Genomic DNA, 23,484 nt, shown 5'->3' on the forward strand with positions numbered 1-23,484 from the left:
TCAGTTATGATTATTATTTTTTCATCAGTTTTAAAGTTCCACTTGTTCCGGCGTTTGATTTCCATTGAACAATATAAGTTCCTCCCAATTGATTTTGGATATCGATCGGCAGTTTGTTTAATCCAGCTTCTATATCGGTAGTATATGCTCTTATTATTTTACCATTCATATCAGCTACATTAATTGAAATGGTTTCTTTATCAGCAGCGGTATAGTAAAGCTCAGAGAATCCCATACTTGGGTTGGGTACCAGAGATACATTGTTTTGAGGATTTGCAGTTTTTGAAACAGGAGGACGAACACATATATAACATAAGAATTTAGTAACCCTCATTGTATATTGATTCGGAGCTGTACAATAAAGATCAACTCCATATCCATATTGACCCGGGTATGGGTCGTATACGATCATATTGGGATCTGAAATTGTTGTATGACTTCCTACAGCAGTTGAAAGTGGATAATAAGCACTAAATAATGATGGATACACCGGATCATTAGAAGTTACTTTAACATAAGTTACTGGAGGGGGGAAACCAGGAAGAGAAATAGAAATAGGAAAAGTGTAAATTCCAGGAAGAGCGCCTGGGCCAAATGCTTTAATTTGAGAATTAGACCCTTTTTTTATCTCAAGGTTAATAGTAGTGGGTGCATAACCCGGCGTAGTTGGAGCAAAATCATCTTGTCTGGTAACCGTAATGTTATAGGTTGGCGCAGGAGCAGTAGTACCTGGATCAGTAATTATTTTTTGGGCAGTTAATTGGTTTTGGCACACCAATACAAAAGACAGTAAGAGGATAAATTTTTTCATTTTACTTAATTTTTAAATTGTTAGTTCTTAATAATAGATCTGTTTTTGTTGATCTTTATTGTAAAATTGAAGGTTACTAACCACTTAACAAAAGGGCAACTAGTAAATGTGAGAGATTATCTAATATCTGTTTATATTTGTTTGGTAAACGTAATTTAAGAGTTCAATAAAAGAAAGTGATATGGATTCAAATATCAGTATTATCAACAAAAATGAAGGGAAACTATTAGCTGTTGCGGGTGGCAATTATAGAATTATAATCTCTGGCGAACAAACTGGTGGCAATTACGCTGTTATAGAAATGGTTGTGCCTCCGGGAGGAGGTCCGCCGCCACATTCACATCCAAATACCCAAGAAATGTTTCATGTCCTGGAAGGGGAAGTAGAGTTTAAAACTGAAGCAGGAAAGCAAATTGTAAGTAAAGACGGTTTTGTTAATATTCCTTTTGGTGGTTCTATACATTGTTTTAAAAATACTTCTGAAAAATATGCCCGGTTACTCTGTACTGTTGTCCCGGCAGGATTGGAGAATTTATTTGGAGAGATAGGTATTTCCGTATTACCAGGTCAGATTTTACCCGTTCCGGAATTAACTGAAGAGCGAAAAGAATTCTTAAAAGAGATAGATCAAAAATATGGTCAGAAAACATATCCTTTTGATTTTCTGGGATAGCTCTATTTCTTTTAAATAATTCGAAAACAAAAGAGAAGGATGATGATTCTTAAATAAAAAAACCAAAAAGAAATTTCCAATGAATTATTTTTAAGTAAAAAATATTATTTCAAGAGATATTGATAGTAGTTTCCAACGTAACTTTGCAAGATTAATTATCAATAATAAAATGAAGCGTTCTTCCATTGTATCCCGTGTTATTTTAGCCATAATATTCACTTGTTCAATACTTACTTTTTCTCAAACACATGATACAAAAGATCATCCCGGAATTCATGGTATGGTTTTACTCGGGAGCGATACTCAATATGCTTCCCATCTTCCTCTTTTTCATTCACCTCATGATTATCAGGTTATTCTAAAAATAAAATTAGATGAGACATCTACCTTAAACTATCAAAAAGATAGAGTAGTACATCCGGAAAATAATATGTATACACTGGAACCTGAAAAATTTGTGCTTCCAGGCATCCTCAATGATATCACCACTTTTAAAGCTAACATTTACAGAGGTCATTTTGAGCGCGGCGGAGAACTTATCATAAAGGATGCGCAAGTAGAAATAACCAAAGTATTGTATTTTCATAAGCTAAACAAAGATAAAAGCGAAGGAAACCCATGTGATTATATTTTATTTGGAGATCAAAAAGAACAATTTCTAGCCCATCAGATTTTAAATCGTCCGGATTTTGATGAACTTTCAAAAATTGATATAAAAAATAAGAACGTTGCGGCTACATTACAAAATGGTGAAATAGCAATTGTTTCCAGTAAAGCAAAAAAAACTCAATCTTTAAAAGAGAAATGCAGTGGTACTAAAGAGTATAAAAATATCAGCTTTAATAATCCTGAAATAATATATCTGGAATTTGATGAGTTACAATAATTGGAGTACAATTTTATCTTAATATAATCTTAGAAGAGATCAACCAATAATCCACAGATAATGTACCACTTCCTTTAAGGATAATAATCAGTAAAATTGCCAGCAGTAATACGAAATATTCTATACCCTCGCCCTTTTTGTTTTTGAGCCAGTTCAAGGTCCATCCCTCAGGCAGATGTACAAACAAGGCTCCTAAAAAAATAACAAAATTGCCTAAAGCAGCAACTCTCCCAAGACAGCCTAGTATCAAAGCAATACTTCCCAAAGATTGCCCTATAATAACCATCCAGGTAATAAAGCCCGGAATTTTTTTAGCTCTCATCTTTAAAAAAGTCTCTTTAATTCCTACACCGCCGCCCATATCGTCAAACCAACCCAATAGCTTTTGCATTCCATAAGGAAAAATAATAATCCCGGCAGCAAGTCTAAGAATAAGATATACATAATCATTCTCCGTTTGAAGTATATCAAATAATATTTCCATTTGTAGTAGTTTATGCTAATTTACATTAAAATCGATCTTTATTTTTCTTTCCAGAACATTATCAATGGAGAGTTTTTTGATAATGCAAAAAAAGGGTAGTGGTGCCCTTTTTTTGCTTTTCTAAATGTTCCACCTTTTTATGATGAGAAAATGAGTATTTTTAAAATAAATTATAGCTTTACAATATTCAAAATTTAATCCTAATGAATTTAAATTTTAAAACCACAATAAAAAGAATAATAATTCCATTAGTAATAATAGGATTCTTATTTTTAATTTGTTCTCTTTATCAGAAAAAAGTACGGTATAATTTAGTAACGATTTCAGAAAATAAAGTCTATAACTCAGGGGTTATACCTCCAAATAAATTACCTGGTGTTCTAAAGGATCATCACATAAAAACCGTTATCGACTTACGGGATGGTGTAGAACAAACAGAACTAAATCCTGAAACAAAAAAGCAGGTGAATGCAGAAGAAAATGCCGTAGACAAAATTTCAGGTGTTCATTATTTTAATCTGCCTACAGATCAAATTCCTCAGGATAGTACTGTAAAAAAGTTTCTAACAATTATGGATGATCCCAAAAATTATCCGGTTTTAATTCATTGCCATCATGGGGTAGGACGTTCACGGTTGTTTAGTTCACTTTATAGAATTGAATACGAAAACTTCACCAACGAAGATGCCAGAGCAAATGCACGTTTCGTTTGGGAATTTAGTAATAATTTCTCAAAAAGCTCTGATAAAGGAATTTACCTTATGAATTACAAAAAAAGAAAATCAGAGGATAAGCAGGTTTATAAATAATTCAGTTTTTAATAGAATATGATTCAAAAAATCGCCCTATAACAAGGTGATTTTTGTTTTATGTTTTATTTCTGTTTTTAATAAAATATATCATTTTCCTCCAGAACTTCCTTAAAAATTCGAAATTTCTTCTAAATCGTTACCGATTATTGCATATCAACCAGGACAATATTATTACGAAACTTAAGTTGTAGGATTGGCTATAGGTATAAATTTTAATTAAAAATGATCATGGATAATTTAGTAGAAGCGGTAAGTAGCTATGTTATATTATTTCTTTCCGAAAATCTTTCAGAGAATCTTTCTTTTCACAGTATTGGCCATACCTATGATGTTGTAGGTGCAGCATGCGAAATTGGCATACAAAGTAACCTTTCTGAGGAAGAATTAATTGTTTTACAGGTTGCAGCATGGTTTCATGATTGTGGATATGCCAATGTATATACCGGTCATGAAGAAGAAAGTAAAAAAATAGCAAAGAATTTTTTAGAAAATTTCGGGTGCGGAAAAAAAATGATTGACATTGTTTTAAGCTGTATAGAATCAACAAAATATCCTGCTCAACCTTCCTCATTAATTGAAAAAGTAATGTGTGATGCCGATATGTACCATTTAACGCGACCCAATTATCCAAAATATGAAAAAGCAATAAGGCAAGAATTTGAAAAATACCTTGGTTTAATTTATACCGATGAAGAATGGATGGCAAAGAATTTCAATTTTCTGAGGGCTCATCAATTTTACACTGATTATGGTCAAAAAATACTTTCAAAGTTCAAGGAAGTGAATGTTCAGTTAATAAATAATTAATATTGAATTTAATATATAAATATATGTGGTTCTATTATGCTTTATTATCAGCTTTATTCGCTGCATTTACAGCCATTTTTGCAAAAATGGGAGTGTCCAATATTAACTCTAATCTTGCAACTGGTATAAGAACTGTGATCATTCTTATCATGGTTTGGAGTATTGTGTTTATAAATGGTGAGGGTAAAAATATTGGTTCATTATCAAAAGTAAATATTATATTTTTAGTTCTGTCTGGAATAGCAACAGGATTGTCTTGGATGTTTTATTTTAAAGCATTGCAAATCGGAAAAATATCACAAGTGGCAGCTGTAGATAAATTAAGCGTTGCTCTTGCCATAATTCTTTCCGTGTTGTTCTTCAAAGAAACGCTGACAATAAAGACCACAATTGGAGCTGTGTTGATAATTAGTGGAACTATTTTATTTGCATTGAAATAGGCAGGCCAGAATCAATTATTAAAAAGTAAACATAAATACAATTTAACATAATATAAATTATAGGATTTTTAATGAACCCGAAAGGAGAGCTTTATCGCTCACATTTTCCTTACAATTTCTCTACATCCGATTCTCAGCCATTAAAATCTTGTCCTATGGCAATCTTAGTTTTTAATAAACGGGCTACCTTTATCCTAACCAAAAAATAAAATATTATGAAGCCTAAAATGATCTGGTCAAATCTGGCCGTAGCCAATCTGGAACGAACACACAAATTTTATTCTGACTTAGGATTTAAACCTAATGGTCCACACACCTCTGATCAGCTGGTAAGTTTTTTTTTCGGTGAAAATGATTTTGTCATCCATTTTTTCCTGAAGAATATTTTGGAATCCAATCTAAAGCCTTTAGAATTCTGTGATACCCAAAAAGTACATGAGATCGTTTTTACTCTATCTGCAGAAACTATAGATCAGGTAAATGACTGGGCCAAAGAAGTTGAAAAAGCTGGCGGTACTATTGTTTCAAAACCTGAAAGCTTTGGAGATAATTATTATGGATTCGTATTTGCTGATCCGGATGGCCATACCTATAACGTATTTCATATGTAGAAATAAAAGGATATTTCCTATATTTGTTTTAATATAATTCAATATGAACCATTCAAGCTGTTTGCCTCCTCCAGGATTTTAATATTTCTAAAGTATACCTGAAGTATTGACGCTGATAATATATTATCGGTTGTTTTCTAATGCTTCAGATTCTATTAAATATTAATTAAAAATCTTTGTCTTCACAGACAGGCAAATTGTCTCATGAAAAAATCATATGTATTATTACATCTGGCCGTCATACTGGCTGGGTTTACAGGTATATTCGGAAAACTCATATCTCTGAATGAAGGTCTGCTGGTTTGGTACCGGTTACTGTTTTCTTCCATTATTTTATTCCTCATTTTAAAATCGCTGAGAATCCGTTATACGATTTCAAATCGGGAAAAAGTCAATATAGCCAAAGTTGGACTGTTGATTACTTTACACTGGTTATTTTTCTATGCCAGTATTAAGTATTCCAATATTTCAATTGGTGTGGTTTGTTATTGCCTGACAAGTTTCTTCACGGCTATATTTAAACCATTGATCGATCGGGAGAAATTCAAAGTTTCCGAATTGCTACTCAGTACTTTTACACTTTTAGGAATCAGTCTGATCTTTCATTTTGATGCATCTTATCAATTGGGAATTGGTCTAGGGGTTGTTTCATCTGCCATTGGCGCTTTATATACCATTTTCAATAAGCGCTTGGTTCATCGTTATGATACCAAAGTAATTAATTACTATCAGATGATTGGCGGAACGGTTTTTTTAGGAGCTATCCTACCGGTTTATTTATACTTTTTCCCTGTAGAAAGTGTTATTCCGAGTTTGAAAGATATTGGCTATCTGATCATTCTCGCGCTTTTCTGTACAGTTGGCTTATATGTTATATTTGCGGAGGTTTTAAAGAAGATTCCAGCATTTACAGTTAATCTAACCTTCAATTTAGAGCCTGTGTATGCTATTATCATGGCTTTTTTATTCTTTAATGAAAGCAAACAGGTTAACATGGCCTTTTATATAGGACTTCTACTGATCATTACTTCTGTTATTTTGCAGACATTAATATCGGTTAGAAAAAAATAATATCTAAAACCCTCTTGTTATTATGATAAGAGGGTTTTAATTTAAATCACAAAAAAGTGATAAATATGAATATCTTCTTACTTCACGTTTTCTGGGTTTAAACCTAAGGTTAACATAATAAAATCCTCTCAGAAATGAATGATTTATTCTCTATATTACAACTTAATTCTAAAATACACTACGTTACAAAAGCCTTAAATTAATGAAAGCCTATCTGAAAAGTGGCTTTTTTTATCTCAATATAATATGAAAAACATACTTCTTTTTTGCTTTTTTTTACCTTCTTTATGTTTTTCTCAAGATATGAGATTCAGCTATCATTATAAATTTGTTACAGATACTTTGAAAAAAGATGTTATCTCGGAAGAAATTATGATTTTAGACTTTAATGGCAAAAGTAAACAATCCATTTTCACCGGACTAAAACACATCATATCTGACTCAACTATGACAGCAATGTCCCAGAAAGGGATTATGTTATTCCCTGATACTTCAATGAAAATCAAATATGTAGTAGAAAAAATTAACAACAGTACAGTATATTTCTATACCCCGAACCATATGCCTAACCCTGTTTTAAAGATTAAAGATGACAGGAAAATAAATTGGGTAATATCAAATGAAAAAGAAAACATACTGGGATATACCGCTCAAAAGGCAACAACTTTTTTTGCAGGAAGACAATGGACGGCTTGGTTTACTACTAGTATTCCTATTTCTGATGGCCCATATAAATTTTACGGCTTACCGGGACTGATCTTAAAAATTTATGATAAAACAAACACGCATTCATTTGAAATTATCTCTGTACAAAAACAAAAGTCTAATTATTTGGTTTTAAATGATAATACTTATAAAGAGGCAAAGCAAATTACTTTAAATCAATTTGAACAGATATCTAAAGAAAGTCCATTGGAAAGATATAGAAACAAAGCTTTTACCGGTGAAATAATTTTTCGTAACAACGAAGAAAAGCAAAAATTTTTGAAAGATTTAGATGCTCAAATACAAGAAAGTAATATACATGATAATAATCCTATTGAGCTATTAAATAAAAAATGATGAGATTTGAAAAACCTCCGCAAACAGGAGGTTTTCTTATGAACTTTCTATAGTTGCTTTTTGAGAATAATCTGATTTCTCTGAACCTTCACGACTACCCTGTCACCGGGTTCAAAGCCGCATTCCAGAACCCACTTCCCTGCTATCCTGATCTCAGGAAAGAAAACCTGCCGATGGTAGGATCTTTCAAATGACTTATGGGAAACCGTAAGGTTACGGTCACGAACTTGTTTATTTTTACTATTATTCGCTTCTGGCTTTTTCATATCCGTGTTTTTATCCTGTAAAAGAAAGATTAAGACCTTAGATATTCAAGTTGGATAAAGGATAACTTATTCACTGTAATGGATAATTCAGAAGGATAATTATACCAGGAACACTTTATTCTTCAAACTTAAAATTCTATATTTGTTATTATGACAAACACAGATATGCAAACTAAAAAAATACATCAGGGCCGAAATATCAAACGTTTCCGTGAAATGTTAGGTATTAAACAGGAAGCCTTAGCTTTTGAATTAGGTGATGATTGGAATCAAAAGAAAATTTCCCTTCTCGAACAGAAAGAAACTGTAGAATCAGATATCTTAGAACATGTTGCTAAGATTTTGAAAATCCCGACTGAAGCCATTGAGAATTTTGATGAAGAACAGGCTGTGAATATTATTGCAAGTACAATTAATAACCATGATCAAAGTGCTGTTATACAGTATAATCCTACCTTTTATCCTATTGATCAAATTATTAAACTTCATGAAGAAAAAATCGAACTATACGAAAGAATGTTGAAGGAAAAAGATGAGATGATGACAAGATTGGAGAGACTTATGGAAGAAAAATAATTAAAATAATTTATTTTAAATGATATTAATACCCTCTTGCAATACCTATTGCAAGAGGTTTTTCATTAAAAACCAACAATTTATCATAAAAATATTTGCGTAGTTAAATAACTTCATATATATTTGTAGTCAAATAACTACACGATGAACTTAAGAAGAGATGTATTTCAGGCAATAGCAGATCCTACCCGAAGAGCGATTTTGATGCTGGTAGCAACTCAATCTATGACTGCCGGAAGTATTGCCTCAAAGTTTGATACAGCCAGACCTACGGTTTCCAAGCACCTTCAGATTCTTACGGAATGTGAATTACTGACGCAGGAACAAAATGGCCGCGAAATGATCTATCACCTAAATCCAAATAAAATGAAAGAAATAGCCGACTTTATAGAACCTTTCCGCAAAATGTGGGATGACCGATTTAATAAACTGGAGGATATAATGAAAAAGTATCAAGGGTAAAAGGTTATAGGTGGGAGTTAAATTCTAAATTTTGAATTTTAGATTTTGAAATACCAAAACCCAGAACCCGTAACTCACACTCTCAAACTTGAATCCGAAACACCGTAGCTCGTAACACCAAAACTAAAAAAATATGGAACTCAAAACAAAAATTCACGCTGAAGACAACAAACAGGAAATACAGATAACCAGAGAATTTGATCTTCCTGTAGAGTTGCTCTTTAAAGCATATACAGAACCGGAAATTGTAGAACAATGGATGGGAACAAAAGTCTTAAAACTTGAAAATAAACAACATGGTGGTTATCAGTTTGAAACTTCTGATCCCAATGGAAACGTAGTATTTCGTGCACATGGAACTATTCACGACCTCATTCCCAATCAGCAAATCACACGGACTTTTGAAATGAATGATGCTCCTTTCCCACCCCAGTTTGAATTTCTTAATTTTGAAAAACTAACTGATAACACCAGCAAGCTCACCATCAACGTAATCTACAAATCAGTCGATTACAGAGACCAAATGCTGAAATTACCATTTGCACAAGGACTTAATATGGCACATAATAGATTGCAGGAAGTTTTTAAAAATTAAAAGATGAAAGACAGAAGCTGAATTTTAGATTTTAAAATTAGGCATAAATGACAATCAAGGGATGAAATTTAAAATACTCAGCAACGCCCGAACCTCGTAACTCATAACTCAAAACACCATGAATCCAAAAGTTGACTTCTTCTTTGAAACAGCCAAACAATGGCAGAAAGAATTTGAAAAATTAAGAACAATTGCTTTAGACACAGGACTTGAAGAGGAATTAAAATGGGGATGTCCCTGTTATACCTACCATGGGAAAAATATATTTCTGATCCATGGCTTTAAAGAATACTGCGCCCTACTCTTTTTTAAAGGTGCTTTATTGAACGACACTCATAACATTCTGATCCTTCAATCTGAAAACGTGCAAGCTGCAAGACAGATTCGATTTACCAATCTTAAGGAAATCGATGATCTGGAAAAGGTACTTAAAACTTATATGTATCAAGCACTTGAAGTAGAAAAAGCGGGCTTAAAAGTCATACTGAAAGAAACAAAGCAATTTGAAATGCCTGAAGAATTTCAGCATACACTGGATCATAATTCAGAATTAAAATCCGCTTTTGAGGCTTTAACTCCCGGAAGGCAAAGAGCCTACCTACTCCATTTTTCTTCACCTAAACAATCCAAAACCCGCGAAGCGAGAATTGAAAAATGCATTCCTCAAATTCTTGCCGGTAAAGGACTTAATGACTAATATTCAAATCACAATATCATGGAAACACAGACACAAACAACACAAGTACAAACACAAACGCAATCTCAAAAAAGAAATAAAATCATCTACTGGATTTTTACACTATGGCTGGCATTAGGAATGGTATCTACAGCTGCTGTTCAGCTATTAAAAAACAAGGATGAAGTAGAAAACTTTACAAGTTTAGGATTTCCAGTTTATTTAATGACCATTATAGGAGTCTGGAAAATTCTGGGTGTCATTGCCATTCTCATTCCAAAGCGTCCTTTACTAAAAGAATGGGCATACGCTGGATTTTTCTTTGTGATGTCAGGAGCTATTATCTCTCACCTAGCTTCAGATCATAACTTTAGTAAAATATTCGCATCATTATTACTTCTTGTTCTTACTGTAATATCCTGGTATTTTAGGCCAGCAGAAAGAAAAATAATTTAAATACATTCAGTATAAAACTACCACCACAAACTATTCTTATGAAAAAAAATAAAAAAATCTCATCGGAACAAAGTCGGGAACTTTTAAAAGTTTTAAAAATTCGTTTTGAGAAAAATATGAATCGTCATAAAGATCTCGACTGGAACAAAATCCAGACAAAATTAGAAGCCAATTCCGAAAAGCTTTGGTCTTTAAACGAAATGGAAGAAACTGAAGGCGAACCCGATGTTGTAGGTTTTGATAAAAAAACAAACGAATATATTTTCTTCGACTGTTCTCCAGAGAGTCCAAAGCGTAGAAGCTTGTGCTATGATTATCAGGCCTGGGAGTCCAGAAAAGCCAATAAACCGGAAAGTAATGCAATTGACAAAGCTTCAGAAATGGGAATCGAACTGTTAACCGAAGATGAATACCGTCAACTTCAGGAATTAGGAAAGTTCGATCTGAAAACCTCAAGCTGGGTAAAAACACCTTCCGACATTCGTGAATTAGGAGGAGCAATCTTTTGCGACCGCCGTTACAATAAAGTTTTCATGTACCACAACGGAGCAGACTCCTATTATGCTGCGAGAGGTTTTCGTGGATCTTTGAGGGTGTGAAGGATTCTAGATCTCAAATGTGGATTTTGAATTAAGACATTTGATTGTTAAATATTTCTAATTTTAAAATTCAAAATTTAGAATTTAACATTTTATCTACTACCAAATATTTTTACCGCTCGCAGATTTAGCGGATTCAGCAGATTTATTTTTCAAAGAAAAAGGATCTGCGCCATCTGTAAAATCTGCGAGACAAAAAATTTTAAATAAATACGGTCTATTAAAACCCACTCTATTCTTTAGTCTTTCCTACTTTCAGCCATGGCGATTCTACACTCCAAAAGATAATATTCACGCCCAAATAATTTTCTGCATACATTACAAATTCCTCTTTTGTAAAAGGCTTTTTAGTCTTGGGATTTTTATAGGTAAGTGTTGGTTCCTGTACAGCCATCGCTACTAAAGGAAGTTTTCCCTTATATTTATTAAAGAAAGGATAAGAGTTTTTCATCTGTGCATTTTTATTGGGAACAATATCCGGTCCTCCCAAGCCTATATTATTTTCTTTTGCAAACTCAAACAGCCTTGACATATATTGATGATCATTTTCCCATTCACAAGGGAAAAAATTGACATATTGTAAAACATAAGATTTTGAGAAAGCGCTTCGTGCAAACTTCAGATTATCAAGCTCGGCCTGAAAATAAGAATCACAACTAAATCCTGTTTTATCTTTTTTCATATCGATATCAATGGCAGTCTCTGGTAAATTGATTCCCTGAATTTTTCCATCGAACTTTTTAGCCAACTCTCCTATCAGTTTTTGAAATCTCTTCCGAACCTCTGAATTCCATTGTTGGGTAGCCCATCCATTTCCTATTGGTTTATTTTCACCTGGGTTATCATATTGAGGAACCAGTCCGCCGTTATATTCTTTATCTTTTAAAATATAATCCGGAACATATCTTGCCTGAGGTTCAAAAAATCTATCCTGTAGCTGAATAAATAATTTTCTGTCTAATTTTGTCAAATAATCAAGATCCTTCTCAATTCTTGAAAAATCGTAAACATCTTTTTCAGTTTCTAAGGATTTCCAGTTATAAACAATTTGGACACCACCTATATCTTTTCGGCTGATCATTTTTTCTATTTGCTCTAAATCCCCGGAGGAAGTGTAAATATAATTTTGTGGCGTCTGCGATCTTAATAAATTAATTCCACAGAAAAATAAAACAACAGTTAAGATTTCAAAAATTTTGTACATAGACCTTTTTTAATACCATTTTATAAGCACTTTCTGTGCCTAAATTATTTTCCTCTGTACGAATAAATATTCACAAATATTTTTTTTAAACGATTCTCAGCAATTAGAGAAATTATGATATACACAAGTATTTTCAATACTTTTTTGATGAAATTTTATTTACAATAAATGTATCTTTGATTTAAATACTATTGCTATTTTAGCAAAATTGAAATTTGATTTAATATAATACTAAGGATATGAAAAAATTAATTGTGTTGGGTTCATTGTCAGTTTTTTTAATGAATTGTAATAAAAAAGCAGAAAATGTAACTCCAAAAGTGAATACAGATTCCACTGCAACTACTGAAGCTGTTGTTGATACATTAGGTCCTAAGTCATTTTGTTATTTAGGGGTGATTGGTAAAGACAGTGTTTTTGCTTCTATTGATGATAATTTGGGAACAATTTCCGGTAAATTATCGTACAAAAACAGTGAGAAAGACGGTTCTACAGGAGATATAACAGGCTTCAAATCAGGTGATACTTTAAAACTAACCTATGAATTTCAGTCTGAAGGTTCAAAAAGCAAACGCGATATTTTCTTCATTCAAAAAGATAATGCTTTGATCGAAGGAATTGGTGACCATAAAGAAGAAGGTTCACAAAGTAAATACGCTGATGAAAAGAAGATCACTTATAAAGATGGTCCAAAAATGGAAACAGCAGATTGCTCTATTGTCTCAAAAGGATTAAAATAAAATATTTTTCGTTATTATTCATACAGTAATGAAATATTTCAGCATAGTATTTGCTATACAAGAACTTCATTCATAGGAATCATAACTAAATACAATTTATGCAGAGTTTACTATTCAGTCCGTTTTCAAAAAAAGAATTTATTGAAGATTTAAGGAAAACATTTCCTCAATATAAAATTCAGACAAGTTTTGGAGCATTACAGGTGCGTACCAGTGGTTTTACAATTACAGGAAATGTAAAAATAAATGCCAATCCCGAAACAGGTATGGTAACTACACAAACCAATAACGACATGCCTATTGTTTATTTAATATTCCAATTTCCGATTGCTATTTATATCAGAATGAAAAAAGATAAGATCAAACGTCTTGAAGATGAAGTTGTTGAAGGCATAAAAAAAATACTTCAACCACATCCGCAGGATTAACCTCTTGTATAAAGAAATAAAAAAAACAGCTTTTAAAAGGCTGTTTTTTTATTTATAATTCTTAGTTGTTTTTAATAGTTTCTATAAAATCATCTACCCCTTTATCAGAAGTATTCCAGGAGGTTATTAACCGTATAGCAGAAGATTGATCATCTATTTTTTTCCACACATAAAATTCAAATTTCTCCGCCAGGATCTCAATCAGATCATTATTTAAAACAGGAAATATCTGATTGGTATACGAATCAGAAAGAAAAGAAGCTCCCCTTTCCTGTAAAGCATTTTTTATTTTCATAGCCTGCTGATTAGCATGTTTCGCCAGATCAAAATAAAGATCATTTTTCATCAGTTCTAAAAACTGAATTCCAAGAAGTCTTCCTTTAGCCAACATGGCTCCTTTTTGTTTAATGCTAAAACCAAAATTCTCATTAAGAACAGGGTTATTGATCACAATCGCCTCTCCTATTAATGCTCCATTTTTAGTTCCACCTAAATAGAAAATATCAGTTAGTTCTGCTATTTTTTCTAAAGTCAGATCACTAGTCTCAGCTGTTAAACCATGACCTAATCTTGCCCCATCCATGAACAGATATAAGTTATTCTGCTTACAAAAACTGGAAAGATCTTCCAGTTCCTTCCTATTATAGGTTGTTCCTAATTCAGTAGAATTTGAAATATAAACCAGCTTAGGCATCACCTGATGCGGAACATTGCTATGTCCTTCCAATACAGGAATAATATCTGATGGTCTTAATTTACCATCTTCAGTATCAATACTTAAGATCTTATGCCCCGTTGCCTCAATAGCACCAGCTTCATTATTTAATATATGTCCGGTAGCAGCAGAAATAGCCGCTTGATAAGGTCTTAAAATCGAAGAAATAACAATCAGGTTTGCTTGTGTTCCTCCAGAAACAAAATAAATTTCAGAATCTTTACGGCCTATCTTTTCTCTGATCAATTCTTTAGCTTCTAAACAATATCTATCCTCTCCATAGCCAGCTTCCTGTTCAAGGTTAGATTGTAAAAGTGCTTGTAATATATTAGGGTGACACCCCTCTGAGTAATCGTTTTTAAAAGAAAATTTCATAAGACAAAATTAAAAAAACTTAAAGGAACAAGCATAAAATTTTCACAAAATTTTGTTAGATTTGTAGTTAAAATCATCTAACATTTTGAAAACAACATTAACAGAAGAAAATTATCTGAAAGCTTTGTTTCATTTGGTTGATAATGAAGGTAAAGTAACAATTAACGAACTCAGCAAATTTCTAAATGTAAAAATGCCAAGCGTTAATAATATGATGAAGAAATTTGCAGAAAAGAGCTGGGTAATTTATGAGACCTACAAACCCCTTCGTGTCACTGATAAAGGAAAACGGGAGGCTGCTTTGGTGGTTCGCAAGCACAGGCTTACAGAAATGTTCCTGGTAAAAAAGATGAACTTCGGCTGGGAAAATGTTCATGAAATTGCAGAACAGCTGGAGCATGTACATTCTCAGGTCTTTTTTGATAAAATGGATGAAATTTTAGATTATCCAAAATTCGATCCTCATGGAGAACCTATTCCTGATAAAGATGGCAATATCATCGCTCAGGATTTGCAGAAATTAAGCAATTGTGAAGTTGGTGAAACTGTAATTTTTGCTTCTGTCACCTTATCTGATGATGCTTTTTTAAGTTATCTTACAGAAAGAAAGTTACTGCTGAATACCAGAATTAAGATCATAAAAATCGAAAACTTTGACAAATCTGTCACTATAGAAATTGAAGGAAAGAGAGAGGTCCTTAGTAAAAAAGCAACCGAGAAAATATTAGTCAAAAAATAAAATAAAAAAGGTGGTTTTGAGAGCTTCAGCCACCTTTTTTGTTCTTAAGTTCCAACTTAAAAAGGAACAATAAGTTTCAACGACACATTTCTTCCCATATTATAAATATTTCCCAAATACTTTAGTCTGCTAAGATGTGATTGATAAGCACGATCGAACACATTATTCACCTGAAGCAATAGGACTGCAGAATGGTTTTCAGAATAGTTCATGTTAACAGAGATCCCTATATTAAATAAAGTATAATCTTTTGTTGCCGTTTCTGTATCATTCAAACCCAAATATCTGTTTTGTGCTGCTGAAAATTCCACGTCCGCTGTAGGAGTCATGGATGAAAAGACTTTTGATCGGGTAGCTATTTTCTGTGATATGCTACTGGATAGTTTTAGCGGAGAAATCAAAGGAAGATGCTCTCCGTTATTTCCTTTACTTTTAAACATCTTATCACGGTTAAATCCATAAATAAGAGACAGGCTGGTTTCAAAGTTAAATCCTTTCCATTTTTCCGGATGTAGTGATAGCCATGCTTCCATACCATAAAGTTGAGCAGAGGCCTGCTGATACTGATAGGTCTTATTTCCCTGAGCGTCGACAAGAGGATTTCCTTGTCCATCTACTAGTAATGAAAGATAGATATAATTCTGAATATGATTATTAAACCAGCTTACATCTGCTGAGAAATCTTTGAAACGTGTACTTACCCCCAGATCTTCCTGCAATGAGAATTCAGGATTGAAATCCCTGTTTCCTTTATAGATAATATGAGCTCCCGGATCCAGTCCATTGGAACCAATCTCCGTAATATTTGGTGCCCTGTAGCTTCTTCCAATATTAGCTTTAAGACTGATCTGTTTTGTTAATTGAAAAGCAGATCCTATGCTAGCTGATACCCCGCCAAAAGTTTTGCTGTATGATGGAAATCTCAATTCAGCATGAGAAGATACCTGAGTAGCCTGTTCTTCAAACTGGGTTACCGGATTGGTCTGTACATAGAAATTATTCCACCTGACATTTCGGATGTCATAACGGGCACCACCACTGATGTTCAATCTCTTATATTTCCATTTGGCATAAGCGTAGACACCACCTTCACTTAAGTCATAATCAGGAATAGGAAAATCCGTGGCAGATTTGTTTTTATTATTTTGCATCATTCCGTTAACACCTGCAGAAATTTCAAAAGAAGAAAACTTGGGAAAATTATAGCGGACTCCATAATTTAAAGTATTAAGCTGAACATACATTCCCGGCTGGGAAGGTAAAGTCGGGTGATTATATTCCCTACGGATATTTTTCTGCAAAGCAAGCTGAACATCCAGGTCTCCTTTTCCAATTTGTTGAGTATGCTGCGCATAAAGTCGGTAATGCTGAATTCTCTGATGTAAAGGTGAAAGAGCATATGAATTGAGTTCTCTCTCTGAAACAATGGGTCTTTTTTCTACATCATCATCTTCACCCTCTCCCACCTGATATGTAAATTTTCCGGTCTTAGCGTCACGACTACCATCTGGTATCCCCTGAAGATTATCATATAGTGTAAAATTAAGTTTCGAAAAGCTGGTTCTTGTTTTACGTCCTAATAGAAAGGAAAAGTTCTTTTCCTCAAAATTGGTATTATATACTCTCCCATCCATAGAATTTCTATAGTTTTTTGCCATTCTATAAGAAGCATTTAATGAGGCTATGAAAGAATTCTTCTTATAATCAAATTGCATCCCATTTCCTATAAGACTATTATTACCCTGATACTCGCTGGTTATTTTTCCATGAATAATACCATCATCCTGAGTAGGAATATGAGGAAATAGGCTAACGACACCAGCCAGTGCATCAGAACCAAACATCAAACTGGCAGGTCCTTTTATCACTTCTGCACGCTCAACTATATAAGGAGCTACTTCTATACCGTGCTCATCTCCCCATTGCTGACCTTCTTGCCGTATTCCATCATAGAGTGTTAATACACGGTTATATCCCAGTCCTCTGATAAAAGGTTTGGAAATATTAGGTCCTGTCTCTACCACACTCAGACCCGGAGCTGATTTTACCAAAGAGCTGATAATATTAGTAGCTATCGTCTTTTCAATCTGTTTGGAAGAAATACTTATAATAGCAACTGGATTCTCTTTAATTAAAGTTTCTTTTGAAACTCCTGTTATCACTACTTCATCAATTTTATTACTGTCGCGGATCAATAAAATATTTGGAATCACGGTATGCTTTTTCTCTATGGAAACTTCCTGCTCCATATTTTCATATCCTTTAGCTTTAATTAAAAGTTTATAATTTCCCGGAACTATATTTTTAATCGTATAATTTCCGTTTTTATCGGTGGTTGTTTTTGTCTGTGTATCTTTTAATATTACTTCAGTATCTGAAGATCCTCCGTTTTCAAAAAATACTCTTCCCGTTGCTTCTCCATCCTGTGCTTTTACTGTGGAAATAATAAAAACACCTAATACTGACAGAATAAATCTAAAGTTCATATACATCATATTTAACCGTGATTAGTTTAAAACTTAGTTTCAACTTTAAAAGAAACCCTATTTTAATAAAAAGCAAAAGTATTAAAAAAAAACAAACTAATGCAACAAAGTTGCATTAGTTTAAAAACTTTACAAAAGCAAATTGATTAAAATATAGAACCATAAATACGCTCAACCGTTAAAAAACGGTTAAATTCTATTCCATAAATGCTCAATATTTTAATTTTAATTAGGTTTGCAAAACTTTCTGCTTCGATTCCGTCTTTTCCTAAAAGCAGTAAAATTTTAATTATCATTCAAAAAAATTATGAGAAAAAGTATTCGATTTTTAATTATTTCCGTTTTATTTTTAAGTCAGTTTGTTAATGCTCAGGTAAGAGATTTTGTGATCGAACCTCCCATTAAACCCAATCTGTATATTTACAAAACTTTTGGTGTATTTGGAGGCAGAGAATATTCTACCAATGCGATGTATCTAGTTACCAAAAAAGGAGTCGTTCTCTTTGATGTGCCTTGGCAGAAAACGCAATATCAAAGCCTGATGGATACTATAAAAAAACGCCATAACCTACCGATTATTGCTGTATTTGCAACACATTCGCATGATGATAGAGCGGGAGATTTAAGTTTTTACAATAATAAAGGAATTAAAACTTACGCAACTGTAAAAACCAATGAGCTATTGAAGAAAGAAGGAAAAGCTACATCAAGTGAGATCACAAAAACAGGAAAACCTTATCGTATAGGAGGAGAAGAGTTTGTTGTAGATTTTCTTGGAGAAGGACACACTGCAGATAATGTCGTGGTATGGTTTCCAAAATACAATATATTGGATGGTGGATGTCTTGTAAAAAGCAGAAATGCAACAGACTTGGGCTATACTGGTGAAGCCAATGTAAAGCAGTGGCCTTTGACGATGGCTAAACTAAAATCTAAATACCCTGGAGCAACGATGGTTGTTCCCGGACATGACGAATGGAAAGGTGGAGGTCATGTAGAACATACACTGGAACTTCTAAATGAAAATAAAAAATAGAATTTAAAATAAAAAAGACTTGACAAATTGTTAGGTCTTTTTTGTTCTGTTTCTTAAAACAAAAAAATCCCGATAAACGGGATTTAATATATTTAAATTGTATTGGATTAATCTAAAACACTCCAACCTCTTTTCGGATTGGCATTATTAGATACTTCCTGTTCATTAACAATAATATTTTCTTTTCTCTGTCCGATATAATCCAGTTCACTTAGTTTAGAGAAAATCGTTTCCAAACTTCTTAGCATCTGCTGAATGTACAGTAAAGGCTCTCCACAATTATGGTGATCATAATTGGTTTCAGCAACAATTGAAAGTTGATTAAGCAAGGTATGAGGAGCTATTTCACTCCATTCTAAACTATAGTTTAGCATCTCTTCCAATTCTGCAGGAACTAAAACTTGGGTAGTATTATATAAACGAAGTGCCAGTTTAGCAAAAGATTCGATTAAAAATATAGGTGGCTGCGAAGGAATGACATTTCTAAATTGAAAATACATATCGCCAAATGTATTGATCAGGGTACTACACAAAAATTTAACGTTTTGTGCTAAAGCTGTATTCTGATTTTTATGAGATGCCTTCTGAACGATCTTAAAAGCATACTGTTGTAAATTTCCAATAGATTTTGCAAAGCTTCCGTAATAATCAACCAAAACAGGGTGACTCTGAATAGAAGTACATGGCGGAATAAAATTAGAATTAACCTGTGCGATATTTCCTTTTAAATCTACTTTCCCAACGATCAGATAATTTCCTCCCGAATAGCTGCTGTTTAAAGAAGTAACAGGAAGTAATTCAATATGATAATTGGGCTGTGCATTAGGATGACGCGGAGGTATTTCCTCAGGATCAATATCCCCAAAAGGTACTTTATCAAAAGGATTAACTGAAATTAAAATATAATATTCACCATCGGCCTGCTCTTCATTCATCGATTTTGCCAATGATTTTACACTCACTCTCCTATCACTCATCTCCATTCTGTAGCCTGCCAATGTAACAGCACTACAACGCTTGATCACCAATTGAACATCATTCGTTGCTGTATTATGAACATCAAATATTGTTTTATCGGTAAACTCATTGGAAATGGGAAGAAGCCCATAATTATATGGAGTAATTCCAAGTGAATTGGAATCTCTAATGGTATCAATTAAAAAATTATCCTGATCATTAAGGTGTCTCTGGGAAACTTTCATCCCATCTACCCAATTGATTGCAAAATGTTTAATAGGCTGTATCATATTAAATACTTTAAATTTTGTGTGGTTATGATTTTCTTGTTATTCCTTCTTCTTCATGCTGAATAACTCTTTTACAAATAACGACTTCATTTTCAGAAATTCCATTTGCCATGATATCCTGGTCAAAATCAATATACTTTCTGAAACTGAAAAACGATTTTTTAGTATAGAAGATCCAATAATAGGATTCTCTTTCTTCGTCTGTAAGATGAATGATCGACTTAGGGTTTTTATGATTGTAGTCATCCACCACTCTATAGAACCAGTCCCCAAAAGTTACCCCTGTTGGGAGTGTTTTAGCTTTAATTCTAAATCTGTTGGCATCTTCCAAATTTTTACTCAGTTCTACATTCAATACCATGAGTCTATCAAAATCCGCGCCTTCAAAATCAGGAAGCCTCTGATCCGGAGAATAACGCCATGTTTTATAAATATCAACCGGAATACTGATAAACTGAACATAACAGTAATGAAATACCATCGGAACAAGAAATATAATTACACTCGTCGCCGACATTACCGGATACCCTGTTCCCACACTCATCCATTTGAACAGAAGTACAAAGAGATACCCTCCAAAAGCAATACACGTCAATGAAAGTATAGATTCAAATAATATACTCATTGGCACAGATTCAATATGTTTTTTAAAATACCTGTCTAACAAATTTACATGGATAATACCAAAAATCAGATAGACGATTTGTGCAATAAGATACCAGTAAGGATTAAATAAATTCCCGGCAAATCCAAAAAAACCAGGTAAGGCTAAACATAAACTGCATAGCAGAACATAAATGATGATGACCTTAATTTTTATAGCAGGTTTATTTCGTCTGATTACACCTAGTATAATCATCATAATAACTGCTATTAAAGGCATTAAAATATATCTTAAAAAGATTCCTTTTACTGAAGAAATTTCCATTGGTCGTTTTTCAAATTTATAATGTATTGGTGCTTGTAAATATAGTAAAATATTTTACAGAAAGGTAGAGTATCCAAGGCGGTTCGCATTTCTTTCATCATCTTCCAGCTTAAACGAATATTCTTGTTTCTCTGTTATAAAATTCTCATGTATATCTACTGTCACAGGAAGGAAATAATCATATAAAGCCTGAAGCACTTTTCTGAAAGGATGTCCAGGAATATACATTTTCATATTTTCATAAGGAATAGGTCCTATATTGACCACCCAATTTCGTTGTCCATCCATGTGTCTGCCACTTGGAATGTAGGTAACCCCTAATCTTGAATTCCCCAATAACATTGAATCATCATTTTCTTCAATATCATCAATGACATTTGGAGTAAAGGTTATTTCTACCGGAACACGCAAAAAAGCAGTTAGACATCTTTCAAACCATCTTTTATCACCACGAATCTGATGAAAAAAAGGTAGGATGTGCATAAAGATGTACGCATTTTTCTGGTCAAGTTGTTTTACAATAGGCCAAAGTTCAGTAATGGTTTCAAGCAATGTATCGGTATCACTGGAAACTTCAAAATCAAACTCTTTTGATAAAGCGCTGATCTCTGTAAAAAATATCTCTAATTCGAAGGGACGAAAAAATTTTCTCGCGTCTTCCTCTACTTTTTTTTGTTTACGGATTTCCTTAACAACACCCTCTACGTTCTTTCTCGTAGTACTTAATGATGGTGGATGAAATAAGCCTTCCGGAAGATAATCATAGATCCCCTCTCTATAAGTCTCTATCGTAAATACTTCTTCATCAAATCCTAAATAATTGCTCGAAATACTCTTGATATCTTTTAAATAAGCCCTGTCATTGATTCCAATGCGGTCAATGAAAATATTGCTTACTGATCTGTGATATTTCAAAAGATTAACTGCTACCGATTCAGCTTTAAAATCGGTCTGCAGTTTATTGTAATGCATATCTACAATATTATTCTCATACATAGTGTTTCCCGTGATTATGACTTGTAAAGATAATATATCTCATGAGATGGAAAAAAAATATTATATAATTTTTACATTTCAAAGATAATATCATTATTAGTAGGAGTAAAAATATAAAATTTTTGTATAATCAAAGGCAGATGTAGATAAAAATTAAGGAATAAAAAACATTGATATACTATACTTGTACACTTTACTACTTAAAAAACATAATAAGATGCTTTATTAAGATACAGCTTAATATAAAATCATCTATAATATCGGAAAACATTCTATCATACTGATCTATTTAAACAAATGTTTCCTTCTTTTATTTAAATTAAATTTTATTAATCTCTTTCTCATAAGAAATTAATCTTTTTTATCTCTACTTATAAAAAGCTGGTTTATCTTTGCAGATTGAAAATGTTATTTACAATGAAAAGTATTTATTCTAAAATTTTAATTTTAGCATTCATCTCCTCTTCTCTTTATTCATTTGCATGGGGATTAACGGGGCACAGAATTATTGCAGAAATCGCAGAAAACCATCTTTCCGGAAAAGCAAGAAGGGAAATCAGAAAAATAATGGGTCAGGAACGTCTTGCTTATTGGGCAAACTGGCCGGATTTTATTAAATCTGATACCACAGGCGTTTGGAAACAGGCCTCAGCATGGCATTATGTAAATATAGCGCCGCAAGCTGATTTTAAAACATTTGAGCAAAATTTAAAAGCTCAGGCAGGTCCAAGTCTTTATTCTCAGGTAAAAACATTATCTGCACAGGTAAAAGATGAAAAAACATCTGAAAAAGACAGAAAAATTGCTTTGGTATTCCTTATTCATATAATGGGAGATCTTGCACAGCCTTTGCATGTCGGAAGAGCTGAAGATTTAGGAGGCAACAAAATTAATGTAACTTATTTTGGAGATAAAACAAACTTACATTCAGTATGGGATGGGAAATTAGTAGACTCTCAAAAATACAGCTATACGGAATATTCAAGGTTATTGGATATTAAATCTAAGGATGAAGTAAAGCAGATCCAATACGGAACATTAGAAGATTGGTTATATGATTCTCATAAAATTGCCAATAAAATCTATGCACAAACTCCTGATGGTTCAAATTTATCTTTCGATTATCAGTATAAATTTAATGATACATTAGAAAGACAGCTTCTTTACGGAGGTTTAAGACTAGCAAAACTATTGAATGATTTATTTTAATTGAAAGATTAATGGATCTCAGTTTATGTTAACATCAAATTGAAACCAACATTCATGATCAGCTATCATAAATACAGGCAGAACTTCGGTTTTG

At 33.0% G+C, this 23,484-nt stretch carries 28 protein-coding genes; 19 read left to right on the top strand and 9 right to left on the bottom strand.

The genetic code is table 11. From position 1 onward, the window contains the following. Positions 1-13: 13 nt before the first annotated feature. On the bottom strand, positions 14-811 hold the full coding sequence (locus NG806_RS05870; RefSeq protein ID WP_214824653.1) for a T9SS type A sorting domain-containing protein: 798 nt from the start codon (positions 809-811) through the stop codon (positions 14-16). Between the two features lie 181 nt (positions 812-992). Between NG806_RS05870 and NG806_RS05875 the strand changes: the two genes are divergently transcribed. Together NG806_RS05875 and NG806_RS05880 are read left to right on the top strand one after the other, a co-directional pair. Continuing rightward, entirely contained in the window at positions 993-1,484 is a 492-nt protein-coding gene (locus NG806_RS05875; RefSeq protein ID WP_214824650.1) for a cupin domain-containing protein, read from the top strand. A gap of 169 nt (positions 1,485-1,653) precedes the next feature. Beyond that, positions 1,654-2,370, top strand: coding sequence for a hypothetical protein (locus NG806_RS05880; protein ID WP_261512343.1), 717 nt, complete (start codon positions 1,654-1,656; stop codon positions 2,368-2,370). 13 nt (positions 2,371-2,383) lie between these two features. Here the strand turns inward: NG806_RS05880 and NG806_RS05885 are convergent, their stop codons facing one another. Then, on the bottom strand, positions 2,384-2,854 hold the full coding sequence (locus NG806_RS05885) for a DoxX family protein (protein WP_261512344.1): 471 nt from the start codon (positions 2,852-2,854) through the stop codon (positions 2,384-2,386). A 203-nt stretch (positions 2,855-3,057) separates the two neighbouring features. Here NG806_RS05885 and NG806_RS05890 point away from each other — a divergent pair, with 203 nt between their 5' ends. The 6 genes from NG806_RS05890 to NG806_RS05915 all read left to right on the top strand — a co-directional run bounded on the left by NG806_RS05890 (position 3,058) and on the right by NG806_RS05915 (position 7,657). Further along, the gene (locus NG806_RS05890) at positions 3,058-3,663 is read left to right on the top strand and encodes a dual specificity protein phosphatase family protein (RefSeq protein ID WP_214824643.1); all 606 of its coding nucleotides are present in this window, start codon (positions 3,058-3,060) and stop codon (positions 3,661-3,663) included. A 231-nt stretch (positions 3,664-3,894) separates the two neighbouring features. Continuing rightward, positions 3,895-4,473 carry an HD domain-containing protein gene (locus NG806_RS05895; protein ID WP_261512345.1) on the top strand — a complete coding sequence of 193 codons (579 nt, stop codon included), beginning with the start codon at positions 3,895-3,897 and terminating at the stop codon, positions 4,471-4,473. Positions 4,474-4,496: 23 nt separating this feature from the next. Further along, complete coding sequence (locus NG806_RS05900) at positions 4,497-4,913, top strand: EamA family transporter (protein ID WP_261513170.1); 417 nt, start codon at positions 4,497-4,499, stop codon at positions 4,911-4,913. 215 nt (positions 4,914-5,128) lie between these two features. Further along, positions 5,129-5,524 (top strand): VOC family protein, encoded by a 396-nt coding sequence (locus NG806_RS05905; protein WP_214824639.1) that lies wholly within the window; start codon positions 5,129-5,131, stop codon positions 5,522-5,524. Between the two features lie 204 nt (positions 5,525-5,728). Next, entirely contained in the window at positions 5,729-6,595 is an 867-nt protein-coding gene (locus NG806_RS05910; protein WP_261512346.1) for a DMT family transporter, read from the top strand. Positions 6,596-6,841: 246 nt separating this feature from the next. Beyond that, a complete protein-coding gene (locus NG806_RS05915; protein WP_261512347.1) occupies positions 6,842-7,657 on the top strand; it encodes a GLPGLI family protein in 816 nt (271 codons plus the stop codon). 47 nt (positions 7,658-7,704) lie between these two features. On the opposite strand, the gene NG806_RS05920 is transcribed toward NG806_RS05915, so the two are convergent. After that, positions 7,705-7,923 carry a SymE family type I addiction module toxin gene (locus tag NG806_RS05920; RefSeq protein WP_214824634.1) on the bottom strand — a complete coding sequence of 73 codons (219 nt, stop codon included), beginning with the start codon at positions 7,921-7,923 and terminating at the stop codon, positions 7,705-7,707. A gap of 150 nt (positions 7,924-8,073) precedes the next feature. Here NG806_RS05920 and NG806_RS05925 point away from each other — a divergent pair, with 150 nt between their 5' ends. From NG806_RS05925 to NG806_RS05950, 6 genes are all read left to right on the top strand, one after another. Beyond that, complete coding sequence (locus NG806_RS05925; protein ID WP_214824632.1) at positions 8,074-8,499, top strand: helix-turn-helix domain-containing protein; 426 nt, start codon at positions 8,074-8,076, stop codon at positions 8,497-8,499. Positions 8,500-8,643: 144 nt separating this feature from the next. Further along, on the top strand, positions 8,644-8,961 hold the full coding sequence (locus NG806_RS05930) for an ArsR/SmtB family transcription factor (RefSeq protein ID WP_214824629.1): 318 nt from the start codon (positions 8,644-8,646) through the stop codon (positions 8,959-8,961). A 133-nt stretch (positions 8,962-9,094) separates the two neighbouring features. After that, entirely contained in the window at positions 9,095-9,556 is a 462-nt protein-coding gene (locus NG806_RS05935) for an SRPBCC family protein (RefSeq protein ID WP_261512348.1), read from the top strand. A gap of 118 nt (positions 9,557-9,674) precedes the next feature. Beyond that, positions 9,675-10,253, top strand: coding sequence for a YdeI/OmpD-associated family protein (locus tag NG806_RS05940; RefSeq protein ID WP_261512349.1), 579 nt, complete (start codon positions 9,675-9,677; stop codon positions 10,251-10,253). 18 nt (positions 10,254-10,271) lie between these two features. Further along, entirely contained in the window at positions 10,272-10,688 is a 417-nt protein-coding gene (locus NG806_RS05945) for a DoxX family protein (RefSeq protein WP_261512350.1), read from the top strand. Between the two features lie 38 nt (positions 10,689-10,726). Then, entirely contained in the window at positions 10,727-11,287 is a 561-nt protein-coding gene (locus NG806_RS05950) for a DUF4256 domain-containing protein (RefSeq protein WP_214824611.1), read from the top strand. A gap of 232 nt (positions 11,288-11,519) precedes the next feature. Here the strand turns inward: NG806_RS05950 and NG806_RS05955 are convergent, their stop codons facing one another. Further along, a complete protein-coding gene (locus NG806_RS05955; RefSeq protein ID WP_214824610.1) occupies positions 11,520-12,491 on the bottom strand; it encodes a hypothetical protein in 972 nt (323 codons plus the stop codon). A gap of 239 nt (positions 12,492-12,730) precedes the next feature. Here NG806_RS05955 and NG806_RS05960 point away from each other — a divergent pair, with 239 nt between their 5' ends. Beyond that, on the top strand, positions 12,731-13,231 hold the full coding sequence (locus NG806_RS05960) for a hypothetical protein (RefSeq protein WP_261512352.1): 501 nt from the start codon (positions 12,731-12,733) through the stop codon (positions 13,229-13,231). A gap of 98 nt (positions 13,232-13,329) precedes the next feature. After that, positions 13,330-13,659 carry a hypothetical protein gene (locus tag NG806_RS05965; RefSeq protein WP_214824607.1) on the top strand — a complete coding sequence of 110 codons (330 nt, stop codon included), beginning with the start codon at positions 13,330-13,332 and terminating at the stop codon, positions 13,657-13,659. A 61-nt stretch (positions 13,660-13,720) separates the two neighbouring features. On the opposite strand, the gene NG806_RS05970 is transcribed toward NG806_RS05965, so the two are convergent. Continuing rightward, positions 13,721-14,749 (bottom strand): threonine aldolase family protein, encoded by a 1,029-nt coding sequence (locus NG806_RS05970; protein ID WP_261512353.1) that lies wholly within the window; start codon positions 14,747-14,749, stop codon positions 13,721-13,723. An 85-nt stretch (positions 14,750-14,834) separates the two neighbouring features. Here NG806_RS05970 and NG806_RS05975 point away from each other — a divergent pair, with 85 nt between their 5' ends. Continuing rightward, positions 14,835-15,488: a metal-dependent transcriptional regulator gene (locus NG806_RS05975; RefSeq protein WP_214824602.1), complete on the top strand. Its 654-nt coding sequence runs from the start codon at positions 14,835-14,837 to the stop codon at positions 15,486-15,488. Between the two features lie 56 nt (positions 15,489-15,544). On the opposite strand, the gene NG806_RS05980 is transcribed toward NG806_RS05975, so the two are convergent. Then, on the bottom strand, positions 15,545-17,974 hold the full coding sequence (locus NG806_RS05980) for a TonB-dependent receptor (RefSeq protein ID WP_261512355.1): 2,430 nt from the start codon (positions 17,972-17,974) through the stop codon (positions 15,545-15,547). Positions 17,975-18,281: 307 nt separating this feature from the next. On the opposite strand from NG806_RS05980, the gene NG806_RS05985 reads away from it, so the two are divergent. Next, the gene (locus NG806_RS05985; RefSeq protein WP_214824597.1) at positions 18,282-19,010 is read left to right on the top strand and encodes a subclass B1 metallo-beta-lactamase IND-17; all 729 of its coding nucleotides are present in this window, start codon (positions 18,282-18,284) and stop codon (positions 19,008-19,010) included. Positions 19,011-19,117: 107 nt separating this feature from the next. Here the strand turns inward: NG806_RS05985 and NG806_RS05990 are convergent, their stop codons facing one another. Genes NG806_RS05990 through NG806_RS06000 form a run of 3 tightly spaced genes read right to left on the bottom strand, consistent with a single transcriptional unit; the run spans position 19,118 to position 22,181 of the window. Further along, positions 19,118-20,257 carry a hypothetical protein gene (locus NG806_RS05990; RefSeq protein WP_214824595.1) on the bottom strand — a complete coding sequence of 380 codons (1,140 nt, stop codon included), beginning with the start codon at positions 20,255-20,257 and terminating at the stop codon, positions 19,118-19,120. A 25-nt stretch (positions 20,258-20,282) separates the two neighbouring features. Next, positions 20,283-21,185 carry a TssN family type VI secretion system protein gene (locus tag NG806_RS05995; protein ID WP_214824592.1) on the bottom strand — a complete coding sequence of 301 codons (903 nt, stop codon included), beginning with the start codon at positions 21,183-21,185 and terminating at the stop codon, positions 20,283-20,285. 54 nt (positions 21,186-21,239) lie between these two features. Further along, positions 21,240-22,181 carry a type VI secretion system baseplate subunit TssG gene (locus NG806_RS06000; protein ID WP_214824590.1) on the bottom strand — a complete coding sequence of 314 codons (942 nt, stop codon included), beginning with the start codon at positions 22,179-22,181 and terminating at the stop codon, positions 21,240-21,242. 417 nt (positions 22,182-22,598) lie between these two features. Between NG806_RS06000 and NG806_RS06005 the strand changes: the two genes are divergently transcribed. After that, complete coding sequence (locus NG806_RS06005) at positions 22,599-23,390, top strand: S1/P1 nuclease (protein WP_214824588.1); 792 nt, start codon at positions 22,599-22,601, stop codon at positions 23,388-23,390. Positions 23,391-23,484 lie beyond the last annotated feature (94 nt).

It is taken from the genome of Chryseobacterium paludis (assembly GCF_025403485.1).
In the GTDB taxonomy this organism is placed as follows: domain Bacteria; phylum Bacteroidota; class Bacteroidia; order Flavobacteriales; family Weeksellaceae; genus Chryseobacterium; species Chryseobacterium paludis.